The sequence below is a fragment of the Streptomyces sp. NPDC092952 genome (genome assembly GCF_044754785.1).
GTDB lineage: Bacteria > Actinomycetota > Actinomycetes > Streptomycetales > Streptomycetaceae > Streptomyces.
In genome coordinates, this window is record NZ_JBIVPT010000001.1 from 428,716 (window position 1) to 446,807 (window position 18,092).

Below are 18,092 nucleotides of genomic sequence, written 5' to 3' on the forward strand. Positions count from 1 at the left end.
GATGGGGCGGCGGCCGGGGAGTTCAGTCGGCGGCCGGGGCCGGGAGCCGGTAGCGGGCCGGGTCGACCGGGCCGGGCAGGTTCACGGCGGGGCGGGCCGGGGCGGTCCGCGCGTCCGGCATCCGCGGCTGGGCGGGCGGCCGGGCGACCTCCTTGAACGACACCCCGGGCGGCACCGGCACCGGGGCGGTGGTGCCCGGAACGGCCAGCGGGACGTCCCGGCCCGGGCAGGAGGTGACGGCGGACGGCAGCGGCCGGGGGCTGGTCGTGGCCGGGCCGCCGCCGGTGAAGCAGTTGCCCCCGGTCCGGGCGGCGGCGAGGACCAGCCCGGTGCCGCCGCCGATCGCGTTCTCCCGGACGCTGTTGCCGCGTACGGGGTAGCCCTGGACGTCCCGCAGCAGCAGCGCGGCCACCCGGTGGTCCTCGATGCGGTTGCGCTCGACGCGGTTGCGGGTGCCGCCGCCGATGCCGATACCGATGCCGAAGCCGCCGTCGGCCTGCTCGGGGCCGAGGTCGTCGTTGTTGCCGGTGACGGTGTTCCCGGCGATCACCGCCTCGTGCTGCGGGCCCAGCGCCTCCAGGTTGTTGGAGTTGACGGTCACGCCGACCCGGTTGCGGCGCACGGTGTTGGCGACGACGTACAGCGCGCGCGAGGCGTTGGTGACCTCGATGCCGATGGCGTTGTGCTCCACCGTGTTGTTCCGCACGAGGGTGTCGCAGGGGTCGCACTGGCCGACGTAGATCCCGGAGTCGGCCTGCCCGGAGGCGTAGGAGTCCTCGATGACGCCGCCGCGCGCGTCGAAGGCGTAGATGCCGTACAGGGCGTTGTCGTACGCGGTGACGTACGAGGCGCGGAAGCCCTTCAGGGGCGGGAACCTCACGGTGTCCAGCGGGTCGTAGCCCTCGCCGCCGGCGCCCACTCCCTGGAGGCGTTCGTCGGTGACCCCGGTGAAGAGCACGCCGTTCGCCAGGTGGTTGCGGACCGTCAGGTTCTCCACCACCGAACCCGGACCGGTGACGGTGATGCCGTTGGCGCGCCGGAACTGCCCGTCGACCACGGTCCCGTCGCGGTCCTCGCCGCGCAGCACCACCCGGGGGCGGCGCACGGTCACCGCCTCGTGGTAAACACCCGATGAGACCAGCACGACGTCCCCCGATCGGGCGACGTCCACGGCCGCCTGGATGGACGGGTACCGGCCGGGCACCCGCAGCACGGCCGGCGGCCCGGAGGGCCCCGGCTTCGCGTCGGCACCGGTGGAACCGCATCCGGACAGGGCCAGGAGCACCACCGTGACCAGTGCGGCCGGCGCGGCACTCCACAGCGGACGCACCCGTGGGCCGTTCACCCGACATTTCATGACAAGAGATCTCATGGCGGAAGGTGTATCGTCACGCCGCGCCGCCCGGCGGATCCTGGCGCGTGCTCCGTCCCGGCCGCGCTCCCCGCCACCGTCCTGGAGCCCCGGTGACCACTGCGCCCCCTCCCCGCCGCCGTACGCTGCTTCTCTCCCCGCTCGCCGCCGCCACCGCGTGCGGCACCTCCGCCCCCGGTGACCCGGCCCGCGAATCCGCCGGTGACACCAAGGGCTCCGTCGTCCCCGGGCGCGGCGGCCGGCCCGCCCTCCGCACCCAGCCGGGCATCGCCACCGCCCAGCCCGCCCACGTCCTGCTGATCGCCCACGACCTGGCCCCGGCCCGCCCGGGGGCGGCGGCCGTCCGCCGCGTCCTGTCCGACTGGTGGGCCGGCCAGGCGTCCCGGCCGGTCCCCGGGGTGACGCCGACCGTGGCGACCGGCCCCGGCCTGTACCGCGCGCTGGGTCTGACCGCCCCGCCCCGGCTGAGGGAGCTGCCGTCCTTCCCGGGCGACCGCCTCGACGCCCGGCGCGGCGGCGGTGACGTACTGGTCCAGCTCTGCGGGCCGACCGCCGCCGCCTGCGACCGCGCGGCCGCCCGGCTCACCGCGAGCGCCGCCGGGGTGCTGGTCCCGCGCTGGCGGCAGTACGGGTTCCTGCCGCCGCACCCCGCCGGCGGGACCCCGCGCAATCTCTTCGGCTTCAAGGACGGCACGGAGAACCCGGCCGGCGACGGACTCGCCCGCTGGGTCTGGCACGACGACGGCTCCACCTACCTCGTCTACCGGCGCATCCACATGGCCGTCGACGCCTTCGCCGCCCTGCCCGTGTCCCGGCAGGAGCGGATCGTCGGACGCCACCGGACCGGCGGGGCGCCCCTGGGCGGGCGCCACGAGCACGACCCGGTGGACCTGTACGCCAAGTCGCCGCAGGGCCGTTACGACGTCCCCGCCGACGCCCACGTCCGCCTCGCCCACTCGCGTCTGGACGGCGGCGCCCGGATGCTGCGCCGGGGCTACTCCTACGACGACGGCCCCGGCGACCGGGGGCTGCTCTTCCTCGCCTATCTGCGCGACCCGGCCCTCTTCGTACGGGTCCAGGAACGCCTGGCCGCCGCCGACGCGATGAACGCCTTCGTCGAGCACCGGGCGTCCGCCGTGGGCTACGTGCTCCCCGCCCCGGCCCCCGGCCGGGCCCTCGGCGACCTGCTGCGCTGACCGGCCCGTCCGGCGGGCGACCGGCAGAACACCGGTGGTATGCCGTTGGCGCATTGTCGCCGTTCGGCCGGCGGGCAAAGCTTGACCGTGTTGGCAGGTACGCGTGCGAATCAGTGAACCCCACGGGACAGAAGGGGTGTTGGGCGTTCGGTCCGGACCATGAGGTCGGGGCGGCGGGCGGCCGGCGCCCGGTCCTCCCGTGCCTTCCGGAAGGTCGCGCATGAAGCATTTCCGGCTGCTCGTTCTCGGTAACGGTGTTTCCGCGTACGGCAGTTACCTGAACATGGTCGCGTTGAACGTCTTCGTCTACCACGTCACCGGCAGCGCCCTGGCCGCGGGACTCTTCATGGCGGTGCGGCTGGGGACGAGCGTGGCGGCCGGTTTCGTCAGCGGGCGGCTCGTCTCGTCGTACGACCGCAAGCGGCTCATCGTGGGCGCCGACCTCGGACAGGCGCTGGCGCTCCTGGCGCTGCTGCTGGCCCCGGAGGCCGGCCGGGTCTCGCTGCTGTACTGCCTGGCCGTGGTCACCGGGAGCTGCTCGACCCTCTCCCAGGTCGCGCTGCGCAGCAGCATCCCGGAGATCGTGGGGGCCGAGCACCGGACCCGCGCCAACGGGCTGCTGGTCACCGGCCGTTCCCTCGCCATGATCGCGGGCTTCGCCTCGGCGGGGGTGGTGGTGGCACAGCTCGGGTACACGGTGGCGTTCGCCCTGGACGCGGCCACGTTCCTGGTCTCCGCCTCGGTGCTGATGTCGCTGCCGATCCGTACGCGGGCCCGGTCCGAGGCGTCCGAGGGCGGCGGGGAGGCGACGCCGGGCGCCCCGTCCGCGTCCCTGCGGCTGCTGTGGGCCGGTGCGCCGCTGCTGGTGGCGATGATCGCCGTGCGGGCCGTCGACGGGCTGGGCTCCTCCTCGCACAACGTCGCGCTGCCCGTCTACTCCAGCCTGCTGGACCCCGCCCATCCGGCCACCTTCGTCAGCCGGTTCTGGGCCGTCTGGGCGGTCGGCACGATCATCGCCCAGCAGGCGCTGTCCCGGTACACCCGCCGGACCGGGCGCACTTTCGGCGAGCGGGCCTTCGCGGTGGGCGCCTGCGTCATGTCGGCGGCGTTCATCGTCGTGTTCAGCGGGCTGCCGACCGTGCCGGTGCTCGCCGCGGCGCTCGTCGCCGGGGTGGCGGACGGGTTCACCGAGGTCGTCTACGTGTCCCGGCTCCAGGCGGTCCCCGACGAGCAGCGCGGGCGCCTCTTCGGGCTCTCCGCCTCGGCCGAGAACGCCGGGTTCGGGCTGGGGATGCTGGTCAGCGGGGCGCTGCTGGAGTCCTTCTCCCCGTTCCGGGTGGTCGCCGGCCTGCACGGCCTCGCCATCGTCCTCTGTGTCGCCCTGCTGGCCCTGCTCGTGCTGCGCCGCGCCCCGGCGGCCGGCGGACCCGAACCGTCGCACGGACCCGGCGGCGACGTCGTACGCGAAGGGAGCACCTGATGGACGGCCGCGCACCGGACCCCCGTCTCGCCGTGGTCGGGATGGCCTTCCGGCTGCCGGGGGCGGACACCCCGGAGGAGCTGTGGCGCGTCGTGCGCGACGGCGAGGACCGGTTCACCCGCTTCACCGACGACGAGCTGAAGGACGCGGGCGTCCCCGAGGAGCAGTACGGGCGCGACGACTTCGTCGGGGCCTCGGCCGTCCTGGACGACATCGCCGGGTTCGACGCCCGGCACTTCGGGATGAGCGCCCGCGAGGCCCGGCTGACCGACCCCCAGCACCGGCTGTTCCTGGAGTGCGCCCAGCACGCCCTGGAGAACGCCGGCTACCCGGACGAGCGGGACGGGAAGCGGATCGGGGTCTACGCCAGCGCTGGCTACCACCTGTACAACATGCAGTCCTACCTGCTCAACAACGTGCTGCCGAACGAGGACATCGGCGACTGGCTGGCCGGCATGCAGGTCATGGTCGGCAACTTCACCGACTTCAACGCGACCCGGGTCGCCTACCGGCTCGGCCTCACCGGCCCCGCCGTCAACGTGCAGACGGGCTGCTCCAGTTCGCTGGTGGGGGTGCAGCTCGCCGCCCAGTCGCTGCTGCTGGACGAGTGCGACGTCGCCCTGGTCGGCGCCAGTGCCGTCCACGTACCGCAGGTCCTCGGCTACCACTACGTCAAGGGCTCCATCCTCTCCAGGTCCGGCCGGCTCCGGGCGTTCGACGCGGCCGCGAACGGGACCGTCGGGGGCAACGGCGTCGTCGCCGTCGTCCTGAAGCGGCTGGAACGGGCGCTCGCGGACGGCGACACCGTGCACGGCGTCGTCCGGGGCTGGGGCGTGTGCAACGACGGCTCCGGCAAGAAGGCGTTCGCGGCGCCCAGCGCGCGGGGCCAGCAGTGGGCCGTGCGCCGGGCGCTGGACCACGCGGGCGTCGGCGCGGGGACCATCGGCTATCTGGAGACCCACGGCACCGGCACCCTCAAGGGCGACCCCATCGAGCTGGCGGGGGCGGGCGCGGCGTACCGGCAGGACACCGACCGGACCGGCTACTGCGCCCTCGGGGCCGTCAAGGCCAACATCGGGCACCTCGACGCGGCTGCCGGGCTGGCCGGGTTCGTCAAGACGCTGCTGGTCCTCAAGCACGGGGTGATCCCGCCGATCGCCGGTTTCACCGAGCCCAATCCGCTGCTCGGGCTGGCGGACAGCCCGTTCTACGCACCGACCGCCGCACAGCCGTGGCCCGACGGCAACACCCCCCGGCGGGCCGGGGTCACCTCCCTCGGCGTCGGCGGCACCAACGTCCACCTGATCCTGGAGGAGGCCCCCGACCCCGGGCCGCGCCCCGCCGCCGCCGTCCCCCCGCCGGACGTGCTCCTGGTCTCCGCGACGAGCCGGGAGGCCCTCGTGGACAACGCGCGGTCACTGCGCGACGTACTGCGCCGGCGGCCCGCGCTGTCCCCGGCGGATCTCGTCACGACCACCGCCCTGGGGCGCTCGCACGGCCGCCACCGGATCGCGGTCCGGGGCGCCGCCCCGGCCGCGCTGGCCGACGCCCTCGACAGCTGGCTCACCGGTCCCGGAGCCCGCGCGGACGCGGCGGCTCCCGTCGTGCCGGGGGACGGGCCCGCCCGGGTGGCGTTCCAGTTCACCGGCCAGGGGGCGCTGCGCCCGGGGGCCGCGGCCGGCCTGTACGAGCGGTTCCCCGTCGTACGGGAGGTCCTCGACGCCTGCGAGGACGCGCACCGGCGCCTCACCGGCGAACCGCTGCTGGCCGGGCTCCTCGACGGGAGCGGAGGGACCGGCGCGCCGGGGGCCGTCTGGCCGACCTCGACGGCGCAGCCCGCCCTGTTCGCCCTCCAGTGCGCCCTGGTCCGGCTCTGGGCGGAGGCGGGCATCGGACCGTCGGCGGTGACCGGGCACAGCGTCGGCGAGTACGCGGCGCTGTACGCGGCCGGGGCGCTGACCGTCGAGGACGGGCTGGAACTCCTGGCGCACCGGGGCCGGTTGATGCGGGACCACTGCGTGCCGGGCGCCATGGTGGCGGTGGCCCTGTCCCGGGAGGCGGCCGGGGAGCTGGCCGCCGCGCACCCCGGCGTGGAACTCGCCGTGACCAACGGGGAGCGGTCCCAGGTGCTGGCCGGTCCCGTGGCGGACGTGGCGCGGCTGTGCGCCGCGCTCGACGGGCGGTCCGTCCCGTACGAACGCCTCGCGGTCGACCGGGCGTTCCACACCGCGACGACGGAGCCGATGCTCGACGCGTTCGCGACGGTGCTGGCGAAGACCTCCTTCGCACCGGTACGGACCCGCTTCGTCGGCCCGCTCGACGGCCGGGTCCGCGAGCCCGGCTGGACACCGGACCCGGAGTACCTGCTCCGCCAGGCCCGCGAGCCGGTGCGCTACGACGCCGCGCTGCGCGCCCTGGCCGGTGAACGGCCCGACGTGCTCCTGGAGATCGGCCCGCACACCACCCTCAGCGGTCTGGCCCGCCGCGCCCTTCCCGGGGTGCGGGCTACGCCGTCCCTGCACCGGACCACCGGACTCGCCGCGCTCTTCGGCGCCGCCGCGACGCTGCACTGCGCGGGGGCGGAGCTCCGCTGGGAGACGTTCCTGGCCGGCACCGGAGGGCGGCGCGTCCCGCTGCCCGGCTACCGCTTCCAGCACCGGCACCACTGGGTCGGCGCCCCGCCCGGCCCCCGCGCACCCATTTCCCCGGCGAGAGAGGAACGCACCATGACGTCAGAGGCGACGGAGACCAGGCGGCTGCTGGACAGCATCCTCGGTGTCCTTTCCAGGACCTTCGGGGAGGACCTCACCTCGGTCCCCGACACCCCGTTCTTCGATCTCGGCGCGGACTCGCTCCTGATGATCAACGTGCTCCGGGAGATCGAGCAGGAGCACCGGGTCAAGGTCACGATGCGGGAGCTGTTCGACGAGACGGGCACGCCTCGGCTGCTCGCCGAACTCGTCGCCGCGCGGCTGCCCCGGGAGCCGGGGGCGGCGGCCTCCGGGCCGATATCCGCTCCCGCCCCGGCCCCGGTGCCCGCCCCCGTGCCCGCGCCCCTGCCCGTGGCACCGCCGGTCGTCCCCGTACCGGCCGTCGCCCCCGTGCCGCCGGTCGACTCCGCGCCGCCCGTCGCGCACGCCGCCGTCGCGGACGCCGGTTCCGTCACCCGGCAGGAGCTGCTGGACCTGACCCGGCGGGTCCAGCAGCTGTCGCAGATCCAGCTCCAGATGCTCACCCAGATCTCCCAGCTCTCCCAGCTGCTCGCGCTCCAGGGCGCCCACCCGGCCGTGCCGGACGGAGAGGTGGTCCGGTGAACGAGCAGGAGAGCCTCGGCGCCACCCTCGACCGGGAGCTGGCCGCCATGGCGGAGCTCACCCGGGACATCGGCGCACGGATCGACACCCGGCAGGCCCCGGCCCCGGCCACCGACGCGCCGCAGCCCGACCCGCCGCAGTCCGACCCGCCGCAGCCCCGGGCGCACGGGCCGCGCGTGGTGGTCTCCCCCGACGCGGGCATGGTCCGCGCCACCTCGCCCCGCGCCCAGCAGGACCACCTCGACGACCTCGTACGCCGGTACACGGCGCGGACGGCGGCCTCCAGGGAGCTGGCCCAGCGCCACCGCCGCCGGCTCGCCGACAGCCGGGCGATCGTCGGATACCGCAGGTCGACCAAGGAGATGCTCTACCCGGTGGCGGCCCGCCGCGCGGCGGGCGCCCGGATCGAGGACATCGACGGCAACGGCTACACCGACATCACCATGGGCTTCGGGGTCCTCCTCTTCGGCCACGAACCCGACTTCGTCCGGGAGGCCGTGCACGAGCACCTCTCCCGGGGCATCCGGCTCGGCCCCCGCAGCGTCGAGACGGGCGGGGCAGCCGAGCTGCTGTGCGAGCTGACCGGGATGGAGCGGGTCGCCTTCGCCAACTCCGGCACGGAGGCCAACGCGGCGGCGATCCGACTGGCCCGCGCCGCCACCGGCCGCGACCGGATCGTCACCTTCACCGGCGCCTACCACGGCCACGCCGACCAGGTGCTGGGCCGGGACGCCGGGCACGGCTCCCCGGAGCGGACCGTGCCCGTCTCCCGGGGCATCCCGCAGAGCGCCGTCTCCGAACTGACCGTCCTCGAATACGGCAGCGAGGAATCCCTCCACGCCATCGAGCGGGACGCGGCCCGGATCGCGGCGGTGATCATCGAACCGGTGCAGAGCCGGCACCCCTCGCTCCAGCCCGTCGCGTTCGTCCGCAGACTGCGCGAACTGACCGCCCGGCACGGCATCGTGCTCATGTTCGACGAGATGCTGACCGGTTTCCGTCCCGCGCTCCGGGGCGCCCAGGAGCTCTACGGCGTCGCCCCGGACCTCGCCACCTACGGCAAGCTCCTCGGCGGCGGCTTCCCCATCGGCGCGATCGCCGGCCGCGCCGACATCCTGGACGGGGTCGACGGCGGCTACTGGAGCTACGGCGACGACAGCGGCCCGACCGCCGACACCACCTTCTTCGGCGGCACCTACCTCCAGCACCCCGTGTCGATGACCGCGGCGCACGCCGTGCTCACCCACCTCAAGGAGCGGGGACCGGGCCTCCAGCAGCGGCTCAACGCCCGTACGGCCCAACTGGCCACCGGGCTCAACGACTTCTTCGAGGCGGAGGGGTTCCCGCTGCGGATGGGCTGGTTCGGCTCCCAGTTCCGCTTCGAGCACCGCGCCGACATGGAACTCCTCTACTACCACCTGATGCTGCGCGGCGTGCACGTCTGGGAGTGGCGCAACTTCTTCCTCTCCACGGCACACACCGACGACGACATCGCGCACGTGGCCGACGCCGTACGGGGGTCGCTGACGGAGCTGCGGAACGCCGGGTTCTTCCGTACGGGCGGAGTGCCCGCCCCGGGGGCCGCGCCCGCCCGGACCGCCCCCGCGCCGGTGGCGGCCCCCGCACCGGCCCCCGCCCCCGCGACCGCCCCGGCCGTCCCCGCCCCGCCGCGCCGGGCGGACTTCAGCCTCTACTTCTTCGGCGACTACCCGGAGCCGGAGGACGGCACCGGCCCGCGGGAGGGCCGCTACGAACTGCTCATGGAGGCCGCCCGGTTCGCCGACGAGCACGGCTTCGAGGCGCTCTGGATGCCCGAACGGCACTTCAACTCCTTCGGCGGCCTCTTCCCGAACCCCGCCGTCCTGGCCGCCGCGCTGTCCCGGGAGACCCGGCGCATCCGCCTCAACGCCGGCTCGGTCGTGCTCCCGCTGCACGACCCGATCCGGGTGGCCGAGGAGTGGTCCATGGCGGACAACCTCTCCGGCGGGCGCGTCGGCCTCGGCGTCGCGAGCGGCTGGAACGCCAACGACTTCGTCTTCTTCCCCGAACGCTTCGGCCCGCACAAGCAGGAGATGTACGACCGGCTGGCGGAGGTACGGAGCCTCTGGCGCGGCGAACCGCTGCGCCGCACCACCGGGGACGGCGAACGGGAGGTCCGGCTCTTCCCGCGCCCCGTCCAGGAGATGCCGCCGCTCTACACGGCGGTGGTCGGCAACCCCGAGTCGTTCGAACGCGCCGGGGCGCACGACCTGGGCATCGTGACCAACCTGATGACCCAGGACGTCGACCAGCTCCGGGAGAACATCGCCCGCTACCGCGCCGCACGGGCCCGGCACGGCCTCGACCCGGCCGCCGGGCGGGTCGCCGTCCTGCTGCACACCTACCTCGCCGACGACCACGACACCGCCCGGGCCGAGGCGTTCGCCCCGATGTCCCGGTACATGCGGGCCTCGCTCTCGCTGTTCAGCGGGGTCACCCACAGCCTGGGCGCCACCACCGATCTGCGGTCGCTCAGCGAGGACGACCTGGACGTCGTCTTCCGCCGCGCCTACGGCCGCTACTGCGACCAGCGGGCCCTGATCGGCTCGGTGGACACCGTCCTGCCGGTGGCCGAGGCGGTCACCGACGCGGGGGCGGACGAGATCGTCGCCCTGGTCGACTTCGGCGTCTCCGGGGAGCAGTTGCGCGCCGGACTCCCCCGGCTCGACGCCCTGCGCCGCCGCCACCGCGAGCGCCCGGCCCCCAGCCCCGCCCCCGCTCCCGCCCCGGCCGCCCCGCTCTCCCCCGGCCAGGAGCGGATCTGGTTCCTGGAGCGGCTGCTGCCGGGCCGCACCGCCTACAACGAGGTCAAGGCCGTCCGCCTGCGCGGCACGCTCGACACCGGGGCGCTGCACACCGCGCTGCGCCGGCTCGTCGACCGCCACGAGGGGCTGCGCACCGTCTTCCGCCCGGCCGGCGACTCGGCGGTCCAGCTGGTACGGGAGACGGCCGGGCCCGACTTCTCGGTGGTGGACGGTACGTCCCGGCCCGAGGAGGCCGTACGGGAGGTGCTGGCGGCGGAGAGCACCCGCCGCTTCGACCTGGAGAACGGCCCGCTGTTCGTCAGCCGCCTCGTGCGGACCGGGCCCGACGAGCACGTCCTCGTCCTGTCCTTCCACCACATCGTGGTCGACGCGGCCTCGGCGACCGTCCTGTGCCGGGACCTGTCCGCCTTCTACCGGGCGGAGCGCGACGGCACCCCCGTCGACCTGCCCGAGCTGACCTGGAGCTGTGTCCAGCACGCGCGGGAGCAGCGGGCGGCGGCCGGCGGCCCCGACGCCGCGCGGGACCTGGCCCACTGGACGCGGGTGCTCGGCGGCGACCTGCCCGTCCTCGACCTGCCCACCGACCGGCCCCGGCCCGCCGAGATGACCTCCGCCGGCCGCGCCGTCTTCCGCACCCTCGACCCCGGCCTCTCCGAACGGATCAGGGGGCTGGGCCGCGACCGGCGCGCCACCCTGTTCATGACCCTGGTGGCCGGATGGGCGGCGATGCTGCACCGGGTCACGGGCGCGGAGGACGTCGTCGTCGGCATCCCGGTCTCGGACCGGCCGCGGCGGGCCGAGGAGCTGATCGGCTTCTTCGTGAACACCCTCGCCCTGCGGGTCGACCTGACCGGCGATCCCGGGTTCGCGACGCTACTGGAACGGGTGCGCGCCGTCGCGCTCGACGCGTACGACCACGCGGGCACCCCGTTCGAGGAGGTGGTGCGGGCGATCGCGCCGCCGCGCCGGACGGACCGTACGCCGGTGTTCCAGGTGTGCGCCGAGTTCCAGTCGGCGGAACCGTTCCGCCTCGACCTCCCCGGTATCGAGGCGGAGGCGCTGGACGAGGGGCCCGACAAGGCGCTGACCGATCTGACGGTGTACTTCACCGACCGTCCGGAGGGCGTCCGCTGCCATCTGGAGTACAACTCCGACCTGTTCGACCCGGACACCGTCGACCGGTTCTTCACGGTCTTCCGCGAGCTGCTCGCCGCCGCCGTCGACCGGCCCGCCGCCCCGCTGTCGCTGCTCGCGCGCCCGGTGGCCGAGGGCGACGAGGTGCCGGGGAGCTGGCTGCGCGGCCCGGTCCGGCCGGTCGCCGGCACCACCGTGCACGGCTGGGTCGCCCGGCGGGCTGCCGAGCACCCCGGGCGGACCGCGGTGATCGGCGAGGACGCCGTGCTGACCTACCGGGAGCTGGACGAACGGTCCGGGCGGCTCGCCGCCGTGCTCGCCGGGCAGCCGGCGGACGGGGAGCGGGAGCCCGTGGTGGCGGTGTGGCTGCCGCGCTCCGCGGAGCTCGTCGTGGCGCTGCTCGCGGTGGCCCGGTCCGGTCGCGCGTACGTGCCGCTCGACCCGTCGCTCGGCCGGGTCCGCGCCGCCCAGGTGATCGCCGCGAGCGGCGCCCGTACGGTGATCAGCGACGCGGCCGGGGCGAAGGAGCTGGAACTGCCCGCGTCGGTCGCCGTCGTCGCCCCGGACGCCGGTCCGGTGGAGGCAGCCGGGCCCGACGCGGCCGTCTCCCCCTCCGCGCCGTTCGCCGTCGTCCACACCTCGGGCAGCACCGGCACGCCCAAGGGCGTCGTGCTCACCCACCGCAGCCTCGTGGACCTCTGCCAGTGGCACCACGAGCGGTTCGCGTTCACCGCCGACGACCGCAGCGCCGTCGTCTGCGGCCAGAGCTTCGACGCCTCGCTCCTGGAGGTCTGGCCGGCCCTGACGGCGGGCGGGACCCTCGTCGTGGCCGACGAGCGGGTCCGCCGCGACCCGCTGGCCCTGGCCCGGTGGTACGCGGACCGGAAGATCTCGTTCAGCATCCTGCCGACGGCCCTGGGCGAGGAGGTGCTGCGGCTGCCCGCGGCCGACCAGCCGCCGCTGCGCCATCTGCTGCTGGGCGGCGAGGCGCTCAGGACCCGCCCCCGCCCCGAGGCCCCCTACGAGACGGTCAACGTCTACGGCCCGACCGAGACGACCGTGCTGTGCGTCACCGGGACGGTCGCGCCGGGTCCCGGGTCGGAGGAGATCGCGATCGGGCGTCCGGTCGACAACGTCTCGCTGCGGGTGGTGGACCCGGCGGACAAGCCGGTGCCCGTCGGCGCGGTGGGCGAACTCCTCGTCGGCGGACCGGGGGTGGCCACCGGCTATCTGCACCGGCCCGACCTCACCGGGGAGCGGTTCACCCCCGCGTCCGGCACCGAGGACCGGCACTACCGCACCGGCGACCTGGTCCGCTGGACGGCGGACGGGCACCTCGTCTTCGTGGGCCGCACCGACGACCAGGTGAAGATCCGCGGGTTCCGGGTCGAGCCGGAGGAGGTGGCGCAGGCGCTGACCCGGCTCGACGGGGTCCGCCGGGCCGCCGTCACCGGCCTGCGCAGGACCAACGGCGAGACCTTCCTGGCCGCCTACGTGGTGCCCGCCGAGCCGGGCGACGACCGTACGGACGCCTGGGCCGGGGAACTCCACCAGCACCTGCCCGAGTACATGGTGCCGCGCGTCTGGCGGGTGCTGGACGAGCTGCCGCTGACCGCCAACGGCAAGGTGGACCGGGCGCAGCTCCCCCCGGCCGACCGGCCGGAGCCGGAAGCCGCGGCCGGGCCGGGGGCCGGTGCCCGCACCGCCGCGGAGGACGGGCTGCGGGCGCTCTGGGCGGCCGAGTTCGACCTCACCGCCTCGGCGATCGACCCGGACGTCTCCCTCTTCGACCTGGGCGGGCATTCGCTCACCGTGATGAGGCTGGTCAACCGGATCAGGGAGGCCTGGGACATCGAGTACCCGCTCTCGCGCCTCTACCAGGAGCCCACCCTGCGCGCCATGACGGAGTTCGTGCACGGCGCCGGGGCGGGAAGGGTCGTCCGCTCCGGCCCGGCCGGCTACCAGCAGGCACGCTTCGCCACCGTGCACGCCCAGCACTCCAGGCCGCAGGTCTTCAACGTCGCCCTGCGGATCGCCTTCTCCGGGCCGCTGGCCCCCGGCTCCCTGCGCACCGCCCTCCAGCAACTGACGGACCGTCATGAGGGTTTGCGTACGCGGCTGGTACGGGAGGGTGCGGAGTCCTGGCGGCAGGAGGTGCTGGAGCCGCGCCCCTTCGACCTGCCGGTCGACGACCTCACCGCGCTGCCCGGGGCCGAGCGGCGGGCCGAGGCGGACCGGCTCGCCGAGCTGATGGCCGAGACCCCGCTGGACATCTTCGAGGGCGAGATGATCTCCGCCCGGCTGCTGCGCACCGGCGCCGAGGAGTGGGTGCTGCTGTTCGTCGTGCACCACTGCACCTGCGACGGATGGGCCCTGACCACGGTGCTCAAGGAGCTGTCCGCGTTCTACCGCGCGGACGTCACCGGAACCGGCCACGGCCTGTCCGCCGAGGCGCCCCAGCACCTGGAGTACGCGCACTGGCAGGCCGCCCACGACGCGGCGACCGCCGGGCGCCGCACGGAGTACTGGCTGGAGGAACTGGTCGACGCCCCCTTCTCCGTCGATCTGCCGCTGGACCGGCCGCGGCCGGAGCAGCTCAGCGGGCGGGGCGGGATCGTCGAGTTCACCGTGGACGCCGAGGTCCGGGCCGCCGTGGAGCGGCTGGCCGCCCGCCGGGCGACGACCCCCTTCGTGGTGACCGCCGCGGCGCTCGGCCGGCTGCTGGCGGCGAAGTCGGGGCAGGACGACGTGATGATGAACGTCTCCTACGCGGGCCGGGAGAGCCGCGAGTTCGAGTCCCTGGTCGGGTGCACGGCCATCGGCTTCGGCCTGCGGGTCCGCGACGCGTGCGCCGGGACCTTCGCGGAGCTGACGGACCGGGTGACCCGGACGACGATCCTGGGCATGGAGAACGCCATGCCGCCGCGCCGGGTGGCCCCGGCGATGCTGGAGCGCAAGGGCATCGTGCTGCCGCAGACCCTGAGCGTCAATCTGGCCTACGAGAGTTCGCTGGACACCGGGATCGAACTGCCGGGGCTCACCACCTCGGTCACGGAGATCGCCGCGGCAGCGTCCCGGTCGGAGTTCACCCTGGTGCTGACCCCGGTCGACGACGTGCTCCACTGCGCCGTGGAGTACTCGGCCGACCTGTGGGACCGGGCCACGGTCGAGTCCTGGACGCGGGAGTATGTACGGCTGCTGCGGGACGAGACCGGGCAGCCGCCCGCCGGCGCGGCGGACTGACCGGAACGGACCGGGCGGGGGCGCGGACGCCTCCGCCCGGTCCGTTCCGGGTTCAGGCCACGGGCCCCGTACCGAGCGGGTACACGCCGAGGGCCGCCCGCTCGCCCTGCATCCGGGTGAGCTTGCGGACGAAGAGGACGGCGAGCACGGCGGCCACGACGTCCAGCGCGTCGGTCGCCATCACCAGACCGGTCGCGTCCACGATCTCCTGCGGCGACTCGGCCGCCAGGTACCTGCGCTGCGCGAACCGGGAGAAGAGCAGCGAGCAGATCCAGACGCCCCACCACAGGTTCATCACGGTGGCCGGGACATGGCGCCAGCTGCCGTCGGTGTTGGTCTGGGCGCTCGCGGTCCAGATGCCGCCCGCGACCCGGCGCGGCAGCACCAGGTTGGCGATCGGGATGAACCAGCCGCCGATGGCCCAGCCGGGCCGCATCGGCTGCGTGGACCGGTCGAAGATCTCCGCGTTGTGCCGCACCCGGTGGAACCAGATGAGGAAGACGACCGCGGTCGCCAGGAAGGCGAGGGCCTGGAGCCCCCCGGCCCCCGCGTACAGGTTGTCGGCGAGCTCCGCCTCCTCGTCGCTGACCGACGCGTAGCCGTCGGCCATCCCGGTCGTGATCAGCCGCCGCATGTTCGCCCCCGCGGCCACGGCGAGCACGTCCGCCGCCGCGACCGCCGACAGCAGGACGACGACGGCCTTGGCCAGCCCCTCGGGCGAGCGCAGGTACTGCTGCGGCGCGTGGAAGGCCGGGGCCGCCGGGACACCGGCGCAGAGCGCGCAGCGTCCGTCACCGGTGACCGGCGGTCTGAGACGGCAGGTGGAGCAGAGCATGGAAACGGAACCCCCCATGGTTCGGTACGCGGACGCGCGGCGCGCACGCGGAAGCGTGCGCCCCTCCCCGGACCGCACGGCTTCCGGAACGTAGGCGCTGCGCCCCGTCCTGTCCACCGGGATTGCGGCTCAGCCCGCCGCGTCGATCCGGTCCGCCAGGGCACGGAAGCGTTCCCAGCTCAGCGCGGGCTTCCCGGGGACCCACAGTTTCTGGGCGACGGCGCGCAGCGGCATCCGGATCCCGTCGGCCACCTGCTGCGGGGTCTGCGCCTGCGGGAAGTCGCCCCAGACCGCGAACCGGCCGCCGAGGATCTGCCCGGAGTAGGACGCCGGTACCGGGGTGGTGCCGCGCAGGACCAGCGGGGTCCACTGCTCGTAGATCCGCTCGCCGGTCGGGTAGACGAAGTTGTTGGGCTGGCCGAGCACGTAGTAGAGGTACTCGTCGTTGAGGTTCACCACCCGGCGCCCCTCGCGCAGGTACTCCTCCGGCGGCCGGGCCCCGTACTCCTTCCCGGTCCAGTACTCGACCTCGATGTCCTTGTCGGCGCGGACGGTCCCGTCGCGGAAGAAGCCGTCGTTCCACGCCTTGGGCTTCTTGCCGTGCGGGCGCACCACCGCCGCGCGGTCGTTCAGCCAGCCGGTCGTCAGGTCCTCGATGGAGGCGGCCGCCCCGTACTTCCGCTGCGCGGCGGCCTGGAGCTGCGGGTAGGAGGCGGCCGGGTCGCGGGCCATCAGCGCGAGGTACTCGTCGGCGCCCAGGTGCCAGTAGGAGCCGGTGAACAGCCCGGTGAACTCGCCGAGGAGTTCGTCGACGAGCTTGGCCGAGCCGGGGTTGGAGATGTCCAGCGACCCGGTCGAGCGGACCCCCGACGCATTGCGCAGCTGGAGGTCGGGGTGGGCGCGGAGCACCGCGCCGAGGTGGCCCGGCGAGTCGATCTCCGGGACGACCTGGATGTGCAGCCGGGCGGCGAGGGCGAGGATCCGCCGTACCTCCGCCTGGGTGAGGTGCTGGGGCGACACCACCTCGGGGTGGGTGCGGGACTCGATGCGGAAGGCCTGGTCGTCGGAGAAGTGCAGGCCGAGCTGGTTGAGCTTGAGGTCGGCCATCTCGCGCAGCCGGTCCTCGATCCAGGCGGCGGTGTAGTGCTTGCGGGCGATGTCGAGGTTGAGGCCGCGCTGCGGCCGGTCGGGGCGGTCGCGCACCTCGCCCTCCGGCATCGTTCCGTCGGCGCGCACCGACTGCTTCAGGGTGCGGGTCCCGTAGAAGACCCCGGCCTCGTCGGGCCCGCTGATCCGGACCCGCCCGTCGTGGACGCCGAGGGTGTACGACTCGGGGGCGCCGCCCGGGGCGAGGGCCAGCTCCACGTCGCCCGCGCGGGCGGGCACCTCGCCCCGGTAGTGGATCTTCAGCTCGCCGGCCAGCAGCCGCCCCTCGTCGGCGAGCGCCCCGCTGCCGCCCGCGACGACGACCCCGCCGTCCGGGCCGGGGCGCCAGCCGGGGCCGTGGGCCGGGCGGTGCTCCCGGACGGCGGGGATGGTGCGGGGCGCGGTGGAGAGCGGGTAGCTCCGGGTGGGCGTCGGGGTGGCGACACGTACGTCCGTCTCCCGGCCGGCGGGTCCGGCACCGGAACCCTCCGGCCAGGCGACGACCGCGACCGTCGCGGCGGCCGCCGCGACGAGGGCCGTACCGGCCACGAGCGCGCCGCGTGAGGGCGACATCGTCAGAGTCCTCCGTTGTCTGCTGCCCGCGGGGGCGCGGGCTTGCGGGGGTGCGGGGAGCACCGGGTGTACGGGTGTGCGGGGGCCGTCCGGCCGAAACGCCGGGCGGCACCGGACGAACAGCTTTTCCGTCCCCCTGGTCTACGGTTCACCGGACGTTCCGAAACTCTCCCGTCCGGGTGAAGTTCGCGCATTTGTCGGACGTGCGTTGCCCCTGATCGCTAGCTTTGAGAACCATTCGTATCTCCCTTCGCCCCCTTCGTCCCGCATCTGTCCGGTCCCCTCCGCCGCCACCGCCCCAGGGTCACAGATGCCGCTGATCCGAGGAGCCCACGCTGTCCAGGTCCAGCGAACCCCGCGCCGGCCTCCCGGAGCAATTGCGTCAGCCGGCCACCCGGACGGCCGTACCCGCCCAGAGTTCCGGCCCCGACGCCGCCCCCGGGCTCGACGTGTTCAACACGGTGCCGCCCGCCGAGGCCCAGGCCGCCCTGATGGACTGCTGCGGAAGCCACCGCTGGGCGCAGCGGCTGACCGCCCACCGCCCCTACCCCGATCTGGACGCGCTGCTCGCCGCGGCCGACGAGGCGGGGTACGACCTCGCCCCCGCCGACCTCGCCGAGGCGCTCGCCGCCGAGGTCTCCCCCGGTCTGCACGACGCCGCGCCGCACTCCGCCCATCTGGCCCTGCGGGCCGCGCACGCCGCGTACGAGTCGCGGTTCGGCCATGTCTTCGTGATGTGCCTGGACGGGCTGGAGCCGGCCGAGCAGCCGGACCAGGTGCTCGCCGGCATCCGGGCCCGGCTGGGCCACGAGCACGACCAGGAGCGGGTCGTCAGCGCGGACGAGATGCGCCGACTCGCCCGGGGCCGCATCATCGACCTGGTATCGGGTTCGTAACGGAACGGCATCGGCGGACCGGCCAGGTGACCGGTTTGCCGGTCCGAGCGGTCCGTTCTAGCCCGTCCGTGCCTGTTTGATTGCCACTTTGATCACACC

General features: G+C 74.7%; 8 protein-coding genes. 5 read left to right on the plus strand and 3 right to left on the minus strand.

Annotated elements, in window-relative coordinates; genetic code table 11:
* Window positions 1–22: 22 nt before the first annotated feature.
* On the minus strand, window positions 23–1,345 hold the full coding sequence (locus ACIQGQ_RS01935; RefSeq protein ID WP_402389467.1) for a right-handed parallel beta-helix repeat-containing protein: 1,323 nt from the start codon (window positions 1,343–1,345) through the stop codon (window positions 23–25).
* A 119-nt stretch (window positions 1,346–1,464) separates the two neighbouring features.
* Between ACIQGQ_RS01935 and ACIQGQ_RS01940 the strand changes: the two genes are divergently transcribed.
* The 4 genes from ACIQGQ_RS01940 (at window position 1,465) to ACIQGQ_RS01955 (ending at window position 14,543) form a co-directional block, all read left to right on the plus strand.
* On the plus strand, window positions 1,465–2,568 hold the full coding sequence (locus tag ACIQGQ_RS01940; protein ID WP_402389470.1) for a Dyp-type peroxidase: 1,104 nt from the start codon (window positions 1,465–1,467) through the stop codon (window positions 2,566–2,568).
* A gap of 220 nt (window positions 2,569–2,788) precedes the next feature.
* A complete protein-coding gene (locus ACIQGQ_RS01945; protein WP_402389473.1) occupies window positions 2,789–4,048 on the plus strand; it encodes an MFS transporter in 1,260 nt (419 codons plus the stop codon).
* The gene (locus ACIQGQ_RS01950) at window positions 4,048–7,362 is read left to right on the plus strand and encodes a type I polyketide synthase (protein ID WP_402389476.1); all 3,315 of its coding nucleotides are present in this window, start codon (window positions 4,048–4,050) and stop codon (window positions 7,360–7,362) included. The genes ACIQGQ_RS01945 and ACIQGQ_RS01950 overlap by 1 nt, the downstream gene beginning before the upstream one ends.
* Window positions 7,359–14,543: a MupA/Atu3671 family FMN-dependent luciferase-like monooxygenase gene (locus ACIQGQ_RS01955; protein ID WP_402389478.1), complete on the plus strand. Its 7,185-nt coding sequence runs from the start codon at window positions 7,359–7,361 to the stop codon at window positions 14,541–14,543. Before ACIQGQ_RS01950 ends, ACIQGQ_RS01955 begins: the two co-directional genes overlap by 4 nt.
* Before the next feature lie 52 nt (window positions 14,544–14,595).
* On the opposite strand, the gene ACIQGQ_RS01960 is transcribed toward ACIQGQ_RS01955, so the two are convergent.
* Window positions 14,596–15,378 (minus strand): DUF4328 domain-containing protein, encoded by a 783-nt coding sequence (locus tag ACIQGQ_RS01960; protein WP_402389481.1) that lies wholly within the window; start codon window positions 15,376–15,378, stop codon window positions 14,596–14,598.
* A gap of 129 nt (window positions 15,379–15,507) precedes the next feature.
* Window positions 15,508–17,097, minus strand: a complete 1,590-nt coding sequence (locus tag ACIQGQ_RS01965; RefSeq protein ID WP_402389483.1) for a glycoside hydrolase family 20 protein — start codon at window positions 17,095–17,097, stop codon at window positions 15,508–15,510.
* Between the two features lie 377 nt (window positions 17,098–17,474).
* Between ACIQGQ_RS01965 and ACIQGQ_RS01970 the strand changes: the two genes are divergently transcribed.
* Window positions 17,475–17,993 carry a 2-oxo-4-hydroxy-4-carboxy-5-ureidoimidazoline decarboxylase gene (locus ACIQGQ_RS01970; RefSeq protein ID WP_402389486.1) on the plus strand — a complete coding sequence of 173 codons (519 nt, stop codon included), beginning with the start codon at window positions 17,475–17,477 and terminating at the stop codon, window positions 17,991–17,993.
* Window positions 17,994–18,092: the final 99 nt, after the last annotated feature.